Source organism: Streptococcus sp. HMSC071H03 (assembly GCF_001813035.1).
In the GTDB taxonomy this organism is placed as follows: domain Bacteria; phylum Bacillota; class Bacilli; order Lactobacillales; family Streptococcaceae; genus Streptococcus; species Streptococcus anginosus.
In genome coordinates this window covers 127,889-143,616 of record NZ_KV811145.1, presented here as the reverse complement: position 1 = coordinate 143,616, position 15,728 = coordinate 127,889, and the positions used below count along the sequence as shown (strand labels likewise).

The 15,728-nt window shown below is 39.6% G+C and carries 15 protein-coding genes; 3 read left to right on the top strand and 12 right to left on the bottom strand.

All coding sequences use genetic code 11. The features are described from left to right. The 9 genes from HMPREF2887_RS02110 to HMPREF2887_RS02070 all read right to left on the bottom strand — a co-directional run. On the bottom strand, positions 1-1,249 hold a 1,249-nt coding region (locus tag HMPREF2887_RS02110; protein WP_084740386.1), incomplete at its 3' end, for an ABC transporter permease/substrate-binding protein. After that, positions 1,246-1,698, bottom strand: coding sequence for a MarR family transcriptional regulator (locus tag HMPREF2887_RS02105; protein WP_021001895.1), 453 nt, complete (start codon positions 1,696-1,698; stop codon positions 1,246-1,248). The genes HMPREF2887_RS02105 and HMPREF2887_RS02110, both read right to left, overlap by 4 nt. Before the next feature lie 239 nt (positions 1,699-1,937). Continuing rightward, on the bottom strand, positions 1,938-2,519 hold the full coding sequence (locus HMPREF2887_RS02100) for a uracil-DNA glycosylase family protein (RefSeq protein WP_021001896.1): 582 nt from the start codon (positions 2,517-2,519) through the stop codon (positions 1,938-1,940). 9 nt (positions 2,520-2,528) lie between these two features. Continuing rightward, entirely contained in the window at positions 2,529-3,386 is an 858-nt protein-coding gene (locus HMPREF2887_RS02095; RefSeq protein WP_021001897.1) for an SDR family oxidoreductase, read from the bottom strand. Between the two features lie 55 nt (positions 3,387-3,441). Further along, positions 3,442-4,842 (bottom strand): dipeptidase PepV, encoded by a 1,401-nt coding sequence (pepV, locus tag HMPREF2887_RS02090; RefSeq protein ID WP_021001898.1) that lies wholly within the window; start codon positions 4,840-4,842, stop codon positions 3,442-3,444. Between the two features lie 19 nt (positions 4,843-4,861). After that, positions 4,862-5,467 (bottom strand): nitroreductase family protein, encoded by a 606-nt coding sequence (locus HMPREF2887_RS02085; RefSeq protein WP_021001899.1) that lies wholly within the window; start codon positions 5,465-5,467, stop codon positions 4,862-4,864. Positions 5,468-5,573: 106 nt separating this feature from the next. Then, a complete protein-coding gene (gene uvrC, locus HMPREF2887_RS02080; protein ID WP_041784023.1) occupies positions 5,574-7,373 on the bottom strand; it encodes an excinuclease ABC subunit UvrC in 1,800 nt (599 codons plus the stop codon). Between the two features lie 150 nt (positions 7,374-7,523). Next, the gene (gene ptsP, locus HMPREF2887_RS02075; protein WP_003023818.1) at positions 7,524-9,257 is read right to left on the bottom strand and encodes a phosphoenolpyruvate--protein phosphotransferase; all 1,734 of its coding nucleotides are present in this window, start codon (positions 9,255-9,257) and stop codon (positions 7,524-7,526) included. A 1-nt stretch (position 9,258) separates the two neighbouring features. Continuing rightward, a complete protein-coding gene (locus HMPREF2887_RS02070; protein WP_003023815.1) occupies positions 9,259-9,522 on the bottom strand; it encodes a phosphocarrier protein HPr in 264 nt (87 codons plus the stop codon). A 397-nt stretch (positions 9,523-9,919) separates the two neighbouring features. Here HMPREF2887_RS02070 and nrdH point away from each other — a divergent pair, with 397 nt between their 5' ends. From nrdH to nrdF, 3 genes are all read left to right on the top strand, one after another. Next, entirely contained in the window at positions 9,920-10,138 is a 219-nt protein-coding gene (gene nrdH, locus HMPREF2887_RS02065) for a glutaredoxin-like protein NrdH (RefSeq protein WP_021001901.1), read from the top strand. Between the two features lie 94 nt (positions 10,139-10,232). Beyond that, positions 10,233-12,392: a class 1b ribonucleoside-diphosphate reductase subunit alpha gene (gene nrdE / locus HMPREF2887_RS02060; protein ID WP_021001902.1), complete on the top strand. Its 2,160-nt coding sequence runs from the start codon at positions 10,233-10,235 to the stop codon at positions 12,390-12,392. Positions 12,393-12,544: 152 nt separating this feature from the next. Then, positions 12,545-13,504, top strand: coding sequence for a class 1b ribonucleoside-diphosphate reductase subunit beta (nrdF, locus tag HMPREF2887_RS02055; protein WP_021001903.1), 960 nt, complete (start codon positions 12,545-12,547; stop codon positions 13,502-13,504). A 126-nt stretch (positions 13,505-13,630) separates the two neighbouring features. On the opposite strand, the gene HMPREF2887_RS02050 is transcribed toward nrdF, so the two are convergent. The 3 genes from HMPREF2887_RS02050 to HMPREF2887_RS02030 all read right to left on the bottom strand — a co-directional run bounded on the left by HMPREF2887_RS02050 (position 13,631) and on the right by HMPREF2887_RS02030 (position 15,555). After that, entirely contained in the window at positions 13,631-14,332 is a 702-nt protein-coding gene (locus HMPREF2887_RS02050) for a CPBP family intramembrane glutamic endopeptidase (protein ID WP_057489727.1), read from the bottom strand. Positions 14,333-14,635: 303 nt separating this feature from the next. Beyond that, positions 14,636-14,896 carry a DUF3169 family protein gene (locus tag HMPREF2887_RS10385; protein ID WP_041784024.1) on the bottom strand — a complete coding sequence of 87 codons (261 nt, stop codon included), beginning with the start codon at positions 14,894-14,896 and terminating at the stop codon, positions 14,636-14,638. 383 nt (positions 14,897-15,279) lie between these two features. After that, positions 15,280-15,555, bottom strand: coding sequence for a helix-turn-helix transcriptional regulator (locus tag HMPREF2887_RS02030; protein ID WP_080655061.1), 276 nt, complete (start codon positions 15,553-15,555; stop codon positions 15,280-15,282). Between the last annotated feature and the right edge of the window lie 173 nt (positions 15,556-15,728).

Below are 15,728 nucleotides of genomic sequence, written 5' to 3'. Positions count from 1 at the left end.
CTCTACCAGATTTAACTGCCTGATATTTCAGTCCGCTATCCATGTCCACTTGCGACTTGAATTTCATACCATAGGTTGATCGCAATCGGGCAAAACCGTCTTCTCGACCAAAGAAGTCATACTCTGCGCCAAAAGTTAAATTGGGACTTGCTTTAGCTAAATCACTAAAGGTTTTGATATTGTATTTTTCTGCAATATCCTTACGAACTGCCAAACCATACGTATTATTAAATCCAAATGTATTTACCCATTCTAACCGATATTTTTTTCGATATTGACTTTCAAGTATCTTAAATTGACTTTCATCATAAGAACCTGATTGTTTGAGAATAACTTCCCAAATTGTACCAGTATATTCAGCATAAATATCAAAATCACCTTTCAACATAGCCGGGTGAATATTAGCTGTCCCACCACCAACACCTTTGGTCATTTTGACCTTCAGATTGGTGTATTCTTCAATAACTTGCTTTTGCATTTCCCCTAAGATATAGTTTTCTGTCTGTGGCTTGGTCGCAATTTTGACCGTTCCACCCATTGGATTCATTTGGAAAAACGCGATTATTCCTGCTGTCAAAAAAGTTATGAAACTTAAAACAACCAACCATTTTTTGGATACTTTTTTATGGTTTAAGATTGATTTTTCAATCAAAGAAAGGAGAAAATCAAAGACCAGTGCCAACAAAGCTACTAAAATACTTCCGACCAAGGTTAGGGTTTGATTATTGGTTGTAATCCCACGGTAGATTGCAACCCCCAGACCACCAGCACCGACGAAAGAGGCAATCCCGGCTAGTGCAATGGTCATCGTCACCATATTGCGAAAACCTGCCATCATAACCGGAAAGGCAAGGGGCAGTTGCACCTTGGTTAAAATCTGCTTGCGTGTAGAACCCATTCCTTCTGCTGCTTCAATGAGAAGCGGGTCAACACCAGAAATGCCTGTATAAGTACTCCGTACCATTGGTAACAGAGCATATAAGGTTAGTGCTACAATTGCTGTCTTGTTACCAATCCCCGTAATCGAAATCAGAATCCCTAAAAGTGCAATGGAGGGAATTGTATAAAGAATATTCACTAAACCAATAACGACTCCAACCCAGCTTTTTTTGAAACTGATGAAAATTCCAAGCCCAACTCCCAAAATTAAAGCAAGCAAGATAGACAAGCCCGATATCCAGATATGATCCCACACCAGACTAAATAGAAACTGCCATTGATTGGTCACTAATTTGATTAACTCGTTCATGCTTCATCCTTTCTTGGCTTGGTTAAATTTGCCACGATACGCTCCAAATAAGTCTCAAATTCATCAATTTCTAGGTCAGAAAATCCGCTGTAAAAGATTTCAATTATTTCCTTAGAAATCGCATTATACTCATCTTGCAGACCTTTGGCATAGCCCGTCAAGCGAATCATCTTTTTGCGCTTATCTTTTTCGTAAGAATACCGTTCTACAAGGTTCATGCTAATCATTCGATCAATCATTTTCGTAAGAGTATTGAGTGTCAAGCCTGTCTGCTCTGATAATTCGGTTTGACTTTGACAATCTTTTTGCCAAAGCGCATGCAAAATGCGCCCCTGCTCTCCATTAAAGGCTTGAATTCCTCGTTCTAACAAAATGTGATTCATCAGTCGATTGGACAAACGATGAATTTTCCCGATATAAAACCCACCATTGATTACTTTTTTACTCATTTTTCTTCTTTCTAAAATATACGATATAGAAGTTTATGATTATTCTACTATATAGAACCTTTTTTGTCAAAGATTTTGTTTTAAAAAAGAAGCTGGAAAAAATACCTAGCTTCTATTATTTATGCGTTATGCTTGCAAAGCGCAGCGGTTTGGAGAAATTCATTAGGCGCTTCCGTACTAATGAACCACTGTGGAGCAACAAAATCAAAAACTTTTAAATGATTAACTTTTGCTCCACTCTATGAAATAATCTTTTGTACCCGTTCCCTTAAATCAGGGATTACGGTTTCTGCAAACCAAGGATTCTTGGCCAGCCAGATTTGATTTCGTGGAGATGGATGAACAAGTGGGAAATATTCTGGCAAATAATCTTGATAATGTTTTACCGTATCGGTTAACTTTACAGTTCCCTTTTGATGAAGATAATACTTCTGAGCATATTGGCCAATAAGAACAGTCAATTCAAGATCCGGCAGCAAGTCTAAAATCGGCTGATGCCATTTTTCAGCAAAGCCCTTGCGCGGTGGCAAATCTCCTGACTTTCCATGACCTGGGAAATAAAAGTCCATTGGAATCGCAGCAAAATAGCCAGAATGATAAAAGGTATCATAGTCAACCCCCATCCATTCACGCAAGCGATCACCGCTCTTATCATTCCAGTACAAGCGCGTTTCCTGCGCTTTGATGCCCGGTGCTTGACCGACAATGTTAATACGTGCCGTTTTAGGCGCTGCAAAAAGTGGCTCAATTCCTCGCTCTGTATATACTTGATTTTGTGGATCAACCATAATAGCTTTCTTAATGTCTTCTAACGTTTCCATTCCTTGCCTCTATTTTTGATAATTCTTCTTCATGTAGCTTTTCAAATCAGTTGCCTGCCGTCCTGTGATTGTCCGAAAATCATCTGTCACAATATCCAGACAGCCTTGACTTCCAGCTTGATAAAGAGAAGCCAGCACAACACCGAAACCTTTTGGTTGATCATAAATGGCAGCAAATTCCTCAACCGCCACTGGTTGGTAGCCAATCTCGTGACCAGAAACCTCGGACAAAAGATTAGCCAGCTCCAACATTGTGTAATTGCGTTCTTGAGTCAAAACATACGTTTTTCCCTGCAAGGCAGGTGACATAGCCAGTTTGACAATGGCTTCTGCACTATCTTCCCGTGAAATAAAGCTCATTTTGGCATTTCCCATTGGATAAATAACAGCCTTGCGCTCTATTAACTCAGGTAAATAAGGCACCAATGGATCAGCATACATAGCATTTTTGATAATGCTGTAAGAAAATCCAGCCGACGCTAGACGAGTATTTGCATAAGCAAAGAAAGCTGCCATGTGAAATGGACTATTGACTTGATCGGCGAAAAATCCAACAAAGATAAAGTGCTTAACTCCAGCTCTTTCTGCTGCAATGACCGAATTTTCAAATTCTGGCACACGCACAATGCTTGGATGGGAAATACTTGGAATGTAAATCAAAACATCCGTTCCACGCCAAGCCTCGACCATAGAATTCACATCTAAATAATCAGCTGCTCTAACATCAATCCCTGCTGTTACATATTGACTTGCTTTTTTGGGACTTCGAACAGATAGCCGAATTTCATTAGAATTTAAATGTTTTCGTGCTTCAGCAACAACCTTTTGCCCCAATTGACCTGTCGCACTCGTAATTGTGTAAATCATAATTGTTCTCTTTCTTTGAAAGAAACTCAACTATTTCTAGCTGAGTTTACCTGTTTTATTTAATCAGTTCATAAATTGCTTCAGCATAAATAGCTGCTGCACGGAAAAGATCTTCTACATCTATAAATTCATTTGCTTGGTGCATGGTATCTGTATAGCCTGGGAACATAGCACCATAAGCAACACCGCGTTTCAAGAGACGACCAAACGTTCCTCCACCAATGATTTGCTCATAACCTTTCAGACCTGTTTGCTTTTCATACACGTCCAAAAGCGTTGTCACAAGTGGATCTTCCATTGGAACATAATGAGGAACATGCTCGTGCTCTGACAATGTCACGTTTTCTACAGGCAAGTTTTCCAATTTAGATTTGATCATTTCTGGATTGGTTCCTTGTGGATAGCGGAAATTAAGGGCAATGGTGTTGTCATCACTTGCCTCATCAAAGCGGAAGACTCCTGCATTCATAGAAAGAGCACCCATTTTTTCATCTACATAATCCACTTTCAGAGCTTTTCCTGCATGGTCTTCTAAAAGAATGTTTCCAGCCACTTCAAGATAGTTTTTAGCAGAATCTGCAAAATCAAACTGGGTCAAGAATTTCGCCAGATAAGTCGCGCCATTGACACCGGATTGTGGAGATGCTCCGTGAGCGGATTTCCCAACAATCGTAACTGTTATTTGACCACTCGGTAATTCTTGGTATTCAAATCGAAGTCCATGTTCTTTTGCAAATTCATCTAATTTATCTTCAAGATTTGGCACATTTCCTGATGCCACTGCTGTTGCAGATTCAGGAACCATATTTTCACGAATTCCGCCAGTAAAACTATGCAAGTGCGTAGCTCCGCCATTTTCCCCTGCAAAATGAAGATATTCGGTGATGTTTCCTTTTTCACCATTGATAATCGGAAATTCTGCATCTGGCGAAAAGCCAAAGTCTGGCTCTGGCAGACCAACGTGTTTGAAATAATAGTCCATATCAGCCCAGCCGGATTCCTCATCTGTACCAACTACAAAACGAACCTTCTTAGATGTCGGCAAGCCTAATTCTTTGATAATTTTCAGTCCATAATAGCAAGCCATCGTCGGCCCTTTATCATCGCTCGCACCACGCGCAAATAATTTACCGTCCTTGATAGTTGGCGTATAAGGATCTGTATCCCAGCCACTTCCAGCCGGCACAACATCCATATGCGCAAAAATTCCAAGCACTTCTTTTCCTTCGCCATATTCAAAATGCCCTGCATAATTGTCAACATTTTTCGTTGGATAGCCATCACGCGCAGCTAGTTCTAAGAATTTTTCCAAAGCCTTAACAGGTCCAGGCCCAAAAGGATGTTCTTTATCTGCTTTCGTGTCATCTCGCTCGGAGCTGATTTCCAAAAGGCTAAACAAGTCATTCAACAGAGCATCGCGACGTTTTTCAACTTCTGCTTTAAAATCAATCGTCATAAAATCAGATTCCTTTCTATCAACGTTTTTCAATAATCTCATCCACTGGCAAACGATAACTTGGCTCCCGTTTGTCGTCTGTGTAACCAACGGTAATTAAAAGTTCTGGACGGAAGCGTTCATCAATATCTAGCACTTGATTGACTTTCGACTTATCAAATCCAAGGATAACGTTGGAACCAATTCCTTGGTCAGTCAAAGCCAAAACAAGATTCATTGCCACCAAACCAGCATTTAAAGCCAAATAATCGCTTTTTTGCTGCTCAGAATAATGCCCATATTCAACCGGTAAATTTTGCATATAATATTGTAACAATTCGTCGGACATATTATTGACCCCAGCCACACGAGCAATTTTCCGAGCGCGTTTAACTAAGTCTGTATCTGTAAAAAGAGCAATCGTCACAGGTGCTTCTGTGATTTGGTCTTTGTTTGCACCAAAAGCAATCTCAGCCAACTCTGCATTTTTCTCACGCACAACTACAAATTTCCAAGGCTGGCTATTGTGAGCACTTGGCGCTAAAGTTGCAATTTCAATCGCCGTCCGCACATCTTTCGGATCAACTGCTTTATCATTGAAATGCTTCGTTGCATGACGCTTTTTATTTAATTCAAGAAATTTCATAAGGACTTTCCTTTTCTTATTATACTAATTTCATTTTACCATAAATTGGAAGAGCTTGCAGAGGTTTTTCACGAGAAATAGTCTGATGAAGTTGCTTCCCTAAAATCTAGGAGTTGGTTATCTTTTTATCTGTAGATTTGCTCAATTTCTCCTGCACAGCCTCCGCTACTTTTCGCGGTACACCCACTTCGACAATTTCATCCACGCTGGCTTTTTTGATGTTGGTCAAGGATTTAAAGTGTCGCATCAGATTTTGCTTGCGCTTTGGCCCCAAGCCTTCGATACCATCGAGTTGCGATGAGAAGGAATTCTTAGACCGCAGCTGGCGGTGGAAGGTAATGGCAAAGCGGTGCACCTCATCTTGGATGCGCTGGAGGAGGAAAAATTCCTGAGAATTACGGGACAGTTCTACGACTTGCAGAGGATCGCCAAAGAGCAACTCATGGGTCTGGTGCTTGTCATTTTTTTGCAATCCCGCGATGGGAATATCCAGACCCAACTGATTCTGGATAACTTCTTTAGCAATATTGACCTGGCCTTGCCCACCATCAATGACAATCAGATCTGGTGGCGTCAGCCCGTCACGAATGACCCGACTATAGCGACGCTTGATGACCTCTCGCATACTCGCGTAGTCGTCCGGCCCTACCACAGTCTTGATCTTATACTTGCGGTAATCCTTCTTGCTAGGCTTACCATTGACAAAGACCACCATAGCTGAAACAGGACTAGTTCCCATAATATTGGAATTATCAAACGACTCAATCCGAACTGGAGTGGGAATATTGAGGAGCCGGCCTAGATTTTCAATTGCTCCTTGCGTTTTTTCAACAGATTTCTCTAATAAGTCAAACTTCTGCTGTAAACTAACTTGAGCATTCTTAATTGCCAGATTGACCAGCTGTTTCTTTTCTCCTCGTTGAGGCTTGAGAATTTTTGTATCCACCACAGCCTGAACAGCTATTTCATCAATATCAGATGGAATCAAAATTTCATTGGGAATCAGATGAGATTTTTCCTGATAAAATTGACCAATATAGGTCAGAAAATCCTCATCGGGATCATTGTAATAAGGAAACATATTCACGTCTCGCTCAATGAGTTTTCCTTGACGGACAAAGAAAACCTGTACGCACATCCATCCTTTGTCCACATAATAGCCAAAGACATCCCGATTCTGCAAATCCTTCGCCATCACTCGTTGCTTGGTGCGAAGTGTCGCAATACTTTGAAGCAAATCTCGGTATTCAGCCGCTTTTTCAAATTCCATCTTTTCAGCAGCACTAGTCATTTTTCCTTTCAATTCATCAATAATCTTATTATCATGACCTTTGAGGAAATCTGCTACTTCCTGAGCCATATTTTGAAAAAAATGCTGCTCATTATGGCAAATAGTGTGAGCTCGGCACTGTCCGATGTGGTAGTAGAAACAAACCTTCTCAGGCGGATTGGTACACTTGCGAAAAGGGAAAATTCGATCCAGCAGACGCTTAATTTCATTGGCAGCACCTACATCAGGATAAGGACCAAAATACAAGCCACCGTCTTTCTTGACCTGACGCGTAATAATTAGACGTGGATATTTCTCATTGGTAATTTTGATAAAAGGGTAGGACTTATCATCCTTGAGCATGATGTTGTACTTAGGCTGATTTTCCTTGATTAGATTGATTTCAAGCAGCAAGGCTTCAATATTAGACTCCGTGACAATAAACTCAAAATCCTCAATCTCAGACACCAGTGCTTCCGTTTTAGTATCATGACTCCCACGAAAATAAGAGCGCACTCGATTGCGCAAATTCTTAGCCTTGCCTACGTAAATAATGGTGCCATTTTTATCTTTATGAATATAGCAACCTGGACTAGTCGGCAGCAATTCTAATTTTGATTGAATCAAGTTATTCATAATTAACATTATAGCAGAAATGACCAAAAGGAAGTGAAAAGGAGCATGGAAAACCTAAATTATCTGCAATATAAAAAAGAGGACAACAACGCCCTCTTTCAGTAATTGAGATTCCAATTGTCTTAATTGACCATGGTCTCCGTTTCGATATTATTCAAAATCAAGATATTCTTTTTCAAGTTCAAGAACTTCTTCCATCGTTGCACATTCTGTAAGAGCACGTTGAGCAAGTTCTTGCATCTTCTTCGTATCCAATTTCTTCATCAAGCTACGTGTACGAAGAACAGATGTTGCACTCATTGAGAACTCATCCAGACCGATACCAACTAGAAGTGGAACAGCAGTTTGGTCACCTGCCATTTCACCACACATACCAGCCCACTTGCCTTCAGCGTGAGCAGCTTTGACCACTCGATCCACTAAGCGAAGGATAGAAGGATTGTATGGTTGGTACAAGTAAGAAACTTGTTCATTCATACGGTCAGCAGCCATTGTGTATTGAATCAAATCATTGGTACCAATTGAGAAGAAGTCAACTTCTTTTGCAAATTGGTCAGCAAGCATTGCTGCTGCTGGAATTTCAATCATGATACCAACTTGAATATTGTCCGCAACTGCCACACCTTCTGCAAGCAATTTAGCTTTTTCTTCTTCTAAAATACCTTTTGCAGCACGGAATTCAGTCAACAAAGCAACCATTGGGAACATGATCCGCAATTGCCCATGAACAGATGCACGCAAAAGTGCACGTAATTGTGTGCGGAACATTGCATTTCCTGTTTCCGAAATTGAAATACGAAGCGCACGGAATCCAAGGAATGGATTCATTTCTTTTGGAAGATCAAAGTAAGGAAGCTCTTTGTCCCCGCCAATATCCATTGTACGGACAACAACTGGCTTACCATTCATGCCTTCCAAAACAGCTTTGTAAGCTTCATATTGCTCATCTTCTGTTGGGAAATCTTGCGAATCCATATAAAGAAACTCAGTACGGTAAAGCCCGACAGCTTCTGCACCATTAGCGTTGACACCTTCGACATCCTTAGGTGTACCGATGTTTGCAGCCAGTTCAAAATGTTTTCCGTCAGCTGTTACTGTTTCAGCATCTTTCAGCAAATCCCATTCAGCCTTTTGTTTGGCATAGGCTTCACCCGCTGCCTTGAATTCTGCTACTTGCTCTTCAGTTGGATTGATGATTACTTCACCAGTGATACCATTTGCTGCAATGATATCGCCATCTTTAACGAGTTCAGTGATATTATTTGTTCCCAATACCGCTGCGATTTCAAGCGTACGCGCCATAATAGCTGAGTGACTTGTACGTCCACCAATATTGGTTACAAAAGCTTTAACAAAGTTTTTATCTAATTGAGCGGTATCAGAAGGAGTCAAGTCATGGGCAATCACAACCACTTCTTCATTGATCATAGCAGGGTTTGGCAAGCGTACACCAAGCAAGTGAGCCAACACACGTTTGGTCACGTCGCGAATATCTGCCGCACGTTCTTGCATGTATGGATTATCTTCCATATTTTCAAAGAGAGTGATGAACATGTCTGTTACTTCTTTCAGACCTGCTTCAGCATTCACTTTTTTTGCACGAATTGTTTCTTTAATCTGACCAATCATTTCTGGGTCAGAAAGTACCATTAAGTGAGCATCAAATACTTGAGCTGCTTCTTCTCCAAGGCTTTCTACTGCTTTCTCACGGATAACAGAAAGCTCGTTCTGTGAAGCTTCAAGAGCTACATCCAAACGAGCCTCTTCTGCATTTGTATCTTCGACTGAAGCAGTCTCAAATGATAAATCCGGTTGAACAAGTAGATATGCCTTAGCAACAGCAACACCGTCAGATGCTGCAATTCCTTTTAGCATTTCTGTCATGTTAAGCCAATCCTTCTTTTGTCATTGTTTCTGCGATTGCTACAATTGCATCATCAGCGTCTGCACCTTCTGCAGTAATTGTTACATCAGCCCCTTGACCAACACCAAGGCTCATAACACCCATGATTGATTTGAGGTTTACTGATTTACCTTTGTATTCAAGAGTAATATCTGAAGCAAATTTGCTAGCAGTTTGAACTAACAAAGTTGCTGGACGTGCGTGAATACCTGTTTCTGCCACAATGTGGAAATCTTTAGAAGCCATAGTTTGACTCTCCTTTAATGTAATCTTTTTGGGGTCTCATGTGATAACCCTTACAATTCTAGATTATAACATCTTTGTAAAATTTTTTCAAGAATTTTATGTGTATTCAGCAAGTCTTTTTTATGAGAATTACTGAAATTTCATTAAAACGAGATTTTCACTGTCCAATTAATTGACACATTTTTAATCCATTGTTCCCTAAGGAAAGCTTAGTCTAACGAAGCCCAAAACAGGAGTTCATTCTATCTTTTTCTTTTTCCAAGAAAACACTATATCTAGTATCATGGTATTTAAAACCCCAAAACAAAACACAATATTTAGAACATAATAGTTGACAAAATTCCCTGCTTTGGATATACTAATTCCATACTGAATTTAAAGAAATTAGGAGTTCATTATGGTAACTATTTACTCAAAAAACAATTGCGTGCAGTGCAAAATGACAAAACGCTTCTTAGACACTAACCATGTGGAATATCGTGAAATCAATTTGGACGAACAGCCTGAATACATCAATCATGTGAAAAGCTTAGGCTTTAATGCTGCTCCAGTCGTTCAAACTCCAACGGAAGCATTTTCCGGTTTTCAACCTGGTAAATTAAAAAAATTATCATAAAATTGTTGTAATCATAGAGCTATCCAGCCGCTTCTATAAACCATAGAAGCTCTTTCTTTTGCAAAACAATTCAATTATTTAGAAAAGGAACAATATGGGACTTAAACAACTCGAAGACGTGACGTATTTCCGTCTGAATAACGAAATCAACCGTCCAATCAACGGACAGATTATGCTTCACAAAGATAAGGAAGCCTTGGAAGCATTCTTTAAAGAAAATGTTGAACCAAATACGAAAAAATTCTCTTCTATCACAGAAAAAATTCACTATTTAATTCAAGAAAACTATTTAGAAAAAGAATTCATCCAGCTTTATTCACCTGAATACATCGAAGAGCTAGCTTCCTTCATTCATGAGCAAGATTTCCACTTTAAATCTTTCATGGCAGCTTATAAATTCTACAATCAATACGCTCTCAAAACAAATGACGGCGAGTATTACCTTGAAAGCATGGAAGACCGCGTTCTTTTCAATGCGCTCTATTTTGCCAACGGTAATGAAGCAATCGCCAAGGATATTGCCAATGAAATTATTCACCAGCGCTATCAACCGGCTACACCAAGCTTCCTCAATGCAGGACGTGCCCGTCGCGGTGAACTAGTTTCTTGCTTCCTCATCCAAGTAACAGATGATATGAACTCTATCGGCCGCTCCATTAACTCTGCTCTGCAGCTATCTCGTATCGGTGGTGGCGTTGGGATCTCTCTCAGTAACCTGCGTGAAGCAGGTGCTCCCATCAAAGGGTATGAAGGGGCTGCTTCTGGTGTTGTACCAGTGATGAAACTGTTTGAGGACAGCTTCTCTTACTCTAACCAGCTGGGGCAACGTCAGGGAGCCGGGGTTGTTTACCTCAATGTCTTCCACCCAGATATCATCGCTTTCCTTTCTACAAAGAAAGAAAATGCTGACGAAAAAGTTCGGGTTAAAACTCTTTCTTTAGGAGTTGTCATTCCAGATAAATTTTACGAATTAGCTCGTAAGAATGAGGAAATGTACCTCTTCAGTCCTTACTCTATTGAACGCGAGTACGGTGTCCCATTTGCTTATATTGATATTACTGAAAAATATGACGAATTGGTTGCCAACCCTAAGATTAATAAAACGAAAATTAAAGCTCGTGATTTAGAAACAGAAATTTCTAAACTCCAACAAGAATCTGGCTATCCTTATGTCGTAAATATCGATACAGCTAACCGTTCAAATCCAATCGACGGTAAAATCATCATGAGTAATCTCTGCTCTGAAATCCTGCAAGTACAAGAACCAAGTCTCCTGAATGATGCTCAAGAATTTGTACATTTGGGAACGGATGTTTCTTGCAATCTTGGGTCGACCAATGTAGTCAATATGATGACTTCACCAGATTTCGGTAAGTCTATCCGTACCATGACGCGGGCGCTAACGTTTGTTACAGATAGCTCTCACATCAAAGCCGTTCCGACTATTGATCATGGCAATAGCTTAGCTCATACTTTTGGGCTAGGAGCCATGGGCTTACACAGTTATCTGGCTCAACAGTTGATTGAATATGGTTCAGCTGAATCAGTTGAGTTTACCAGCATTTACTTTATGCTCATGAATTATTGGACACTTGTTGAATCCAACAATATTGCTCGTGAGCGTGGCATGACTTTCCACAACTTTGAAAAATCTGATTATGCCAACGGTACTTACTTTGACAAATACCTGACGGGTGAATTTGTACCTCAGTCTGACCGTGTCAAAGAACTCTTCACAGGCATCTTTATCCCGTCTGCAGAAGACTGGGCAGAGTTACGCGATAAGGTTAAGGCTGACGGTCTCTACCATCAAAACCGCCTAGCCGTTGCACCGAATGGCTCTATCAGCTATATCAATGATGTATCTGCTTCTATCCACCCTATTACGCAACGCATCGAAGAACGCCAAGAAAAGAAAATCGGAAAAATCTACTATCCCGCAGCTGGTCTATCAACTGAGACGATTCCTTATTATACCAGTGCTTACGACATGGATATGCGCAAGGTCATTGATGTCTATGCAGCAGCGACTGAGCATGTAGATCAAGGACTATCTCTGACCCTCTTTATGCGTAGCGACATTCCGCAAGGACTCTACGAATGGAAAACCGAAAACAAACAAACGACACGCGACCTGTCTATCCTGCGCAACTATGCCTTTAACAAGGGCATCAAATCGATCTACTATGTCCGCACCTTTACAGATGACGGCGGCGAAGTTGGAGCCAACCAGTGTGAGAGCTGCGTGATTTAACGAGGATTAAAATTTCTCTTGTTTATGTTAGCACAACAACTGCTATGAGCGAGATTCTTTTGTATTATATAAAGTTTCTAAAAGCCTTTCAGAACAAATTTAAACTATCTGTAAACGATAAAAATCAACTGGAATAAAGGAAAGTAATCAACATGAAAACCTATTACAAAGCCATAAATTGGAATGCCATTGAAGATGTCATTGACAAATCTACTTGGGAAAAGCTGACCGAGCAATTCTGGCTCGATACGCGAATCCCCCTCTCCAATGATTTGGATGACTGGAGAAAATTATCACCTGAAGAAAAAGACCTTGTTGGTAAGGTCTTCGGCGGATTAACATTATTGGATACGATGCAATCCCAATCAGGTGTTGAAGCTATCCGAGGGGATATTCGTACGCCTCATGAAGAGGCTGTGTTGAATAACATCCAATTCATGGAGTCTGTTCATGCCAAATCGTATTCATCTATTTTCTCAACCCTTAACACGAAATCAGAAATTGACGAAATTTTTGAATGGACGAATACAAACCCTTATTTACAAAAGAAAGCTGAAATTATCAATGAGATTTACCTCAATGGAAATGCTCTTGAAAAGAAGGTTGCCAGTGTCTTTCTGGAAACCTTCCTCTTCTACTCTGGTTTCTTTACTCCGCTCTACTATCTTGGGAATAACAAATTAGCCAATGTCGCTGAAATCATCAAATTGATTATCCGTGACGAATCTGTTCACGGTACTTATATCGGCTACAAGTTTCAACTTGGTTTCAACGAATTGTCAGAAGAAGAACAAGAAACATTCCGAGAATGGATGTACGACCTGCTATACACCCTCTATGAAAATGAGGAGGGTTACACAGAAACCTTATATGACGGTGTCGGCTGGACAGAAGAAGTCAAAACTTTCCTTCGGTATAATGCTAATAAGGCTCTGATGAATCTTGGTCAAGACCCACTTTTCCCTGACACGGCCGATGACGTCAATCCGATTGTCATGAATGGTATTTCAACTGGAACCTCTAACCACGATTTCTTTTCTCAAGTTGGAAATGGTTATCTTCTTGGTGAAGTTGAAGCCATGCAAGATGACGATTATAATTACGGGTTATAAAATATCAATTAACAAAAATAATATCTAATAACACAAAAACACGAATGGGACATACCAACAATAAGTGGTACTACTCCTTTCGTGTTTTTGATTTTAAATTATGAATGATTTGCCATTTTTAAACCACTATTGAAACATCGTAAGCAGCATAACGAGAGCTGCTGGTGTGTTGTTTAAAATATGCACAGCTATTGAATCCTTGAGATTTTCTCGACGTGCAAAGGCAGCATAAAGCACTAATCCCATGGCAAAATAAAGTGGAAACTCTGTCCATTTTGAAATATGAGGAAGTGCAAAAATGATAGATGTTATGATGGCTGCTGATATTTTTTGATCTTTCTCAAAGAAAAAGATTGTCGCAAAACCACGGAATACTAATTCTTCAATCACCGGAGCTATTATTGCAACAGTTACTACATATAACAGAGCAAAAAAGATATGATTAACAGACATAATTTTTCCTAGACTTTGTAAAGCGTTATCGTTGCTGGTCGTACTTTGTCCTGTTAAAAGAATATTTAGATAAGTTCCAACTACTGCTACCACTCTCGCCACTAAAAAGAATAACAAGGCTTTTCCAAAATCTCCCCAAGAAAACGACAGAACTTTGACGTCTTTTGAGATGTGTGTTTGGTATCTTCTCCATAAAGTGCGGATAGCAAAAAACACGAGCACAAGGTAGGCTAACACCAGTAAAATTTCTATATACACGGGCAAATCTTGCCCTCTAGCTAGAAACAACATAGGAATGCCATTGATAGCCATGACTAACACAATCAGTCCCAATAATTTTAAAATTCCAAGTCCAAGATGGGCTATTTTTTTCATTAAAATGCTCCTCGTATAACTAGTTATGTTTCATAAGATTGGGCCAGAACTTATCTTGAAAAATTTAAGTTCGTAGTTCCCTACATGCAAGACTGCTCAACAGTCTCCCTGACTGTTGAGGCGGTGGATAAAGAAAACAGAGTTTTCGTCAAAAGTGTTCTTTCTAGCTTGAAAAGCGAACAGGTTTGAGACTTGCTTCGCAAGCCCTATCCGCCACCTCAAAGCAATGCTTTGAGCAATCACCTACTGTGCTATTCGCTTATCACTAAATGAGATAGAGTCAGAGATACTTTTTGACCAGCCTTATTTAAAGTATTTCTTTATCATAGAAATATTTACTACATTGATGTAGAGGTGGATAAAGACCACGATTGCAATAGGAAGGTATTGAACTTCACGTAATAGAAGCGAAATAGTAAACAGGAGGATGTAGAACGCTGGCAAAATGAACTGATTTAACTGAAAAAGAATCTTAAAGCTCTGCTCATAATGTGCTTCTCTTTCTGCTTCATCATAGGTCTTCATCAAGGTTAAAACATCTTCAGGAAATGTAACGATTGGCAATTTAAAATGCCGAACCTACTCAATTGTCTTTTGGAGACAATATTGTCCATATAGAATAAAAGCAAGTACTACATAAGGAAATAAACTGCCTGTAATCAAAACACTATTTTTAGTAATGAATACATTAAATGATGTTAGTATATCAAAAATCGTCAAGATTGTCACAACGTCTAATAAGATAGTACCATATTCCAGATTTTCAAACATCTTCTGGTAAAGCTGCTCATTTAACTCATTTTCTTGATTCCGATTGTTTCTGAATTGTCCGACTAGACTGTAGTAAATAAATTGTCATGCAGAATAAAAGCAGATTGAGCACACGAATCATCCACCCAAAAGGTGTACTATTTAAAAAAGTTGGAAAATGGAAATTTCCGAGCCAACTATTTGCTACAAAAATTCCTAGCAAAACACTCACTACTAGTAAACCGATAATTTTCATCCATATTTTCATCGCTATTCTCCTTTAGATAAAATACATTTTCTACGTTTTCTCCAAAAATATGTGCAATCTTCAAGGCAATGATGACAGACGGAGCATACTCTCCCCGCTCAATCAAACTGACGGTTTGTCGAGAAACTCCTGCTTTTTTAGCCAACTCTGTTTGATTCAACCTATCTCGCGCTCGAAGTTCTTTTAATCGATTTTCCAGCTTCATATGCTCCTCTCCTTTCATCTCTATTGTAACTCATTCGTGTCATTTTTGACAACTATTATTGTCAAAAATGACATTATCATTGTCAATTCAATGTAGAAATTTATCCAATTCATATAAAAATCCCCCAAAATTAGTTTGTACCTAACTTTGAGGGAATCCCTTCAACATGATGT

Coding starts and splice junctions, on each gene's coding strand:
- HMPREF2887_RS02105 (WP_021001895.1), bottom strand. CDS start 1,698: ATGAGTAAAAAAGTAATCAATGGTGGGTTTTATATCGGGAAAATTCAT.
- HMPREF2887_RS02100 (WP_021001896.1), bottom strand. CDS start 2,519: ATGGAAACGTTAGAAGACATTAAGAAAGCTATTATGGTTGATCCACAA.
- HMPREF2887_RS02095 (WP_021001897.1), bottom strand. CDS start 3,386: ATGATTTACACAATTACGAGTGCGACAGGTCAATTGGGGCAAAAGGTT.
- pepV (WP_021001898.1), bottom strand. CDS start 4,842: ATGACGATTGATTTTAAAGCAGAAGTTGAAAAACGTCGCGATGCTCTG.
- HMPREF2887_RS02085 (WP_021001899.1), bottom strand. CDS start 5,467: ATGAAATTTCTTGAATTAAATAAAAAGCGTCATGCAACGAAGCATTTC.
- uvrC (WP_041784023.1), bottom strand. CDS start 7,373: ATGAATAACTTGATTCAATCAAAATTAGAATTGCTGCCGACTAGTCCA.
- ptsP (WP_003023818.1), bottom strand. CDS start 9,257: ATGACAGAAATGCTAAAAGGAATTGCAGCATCTGACGGTGTTGCTGTT.
- HMPREF2887_RS02070 (WP_003023815.1), bottom strand. CDS start 9,522: ATGGCTTCTAAAGATTTCCACATTGTGGCAGAAACAGGTATTCACGCA.
- nrdH (WP_021001901.1), top strand. CDS start 9,920: ATGGTAACTATTTACTCAAAAAACAATTGCGTGCAGTGCAAAATGACA.
- nrdE (WP_021001902.1), top strand. CDS start 10,233: ATGGGACTTAAACAACTCGAAGACGTGACGTATTTCCGTCTGAATAAC.
- nrdF (WP_021001903.1), top strand. CDS start 12,545: ATGAAAACCTATTACAAAGCCATAAATTGGAATGCCATTGAAGATGTC.
- HMPREF2887_RS02050 (WP_057489727.1), bottom strand. CDS start 14,332: ATGAAAAAAATAGCCCATCTTGGACTTGGAATTTTAAAATTATTGGGA.
- HMPREF2887_RS02030 (WP_080655061.1), bottom strand. CDS start 15,555: ATGAAGCTGGAAAATCGATTAAAAGAACTTCGAGCGCGAGATAGGTTG.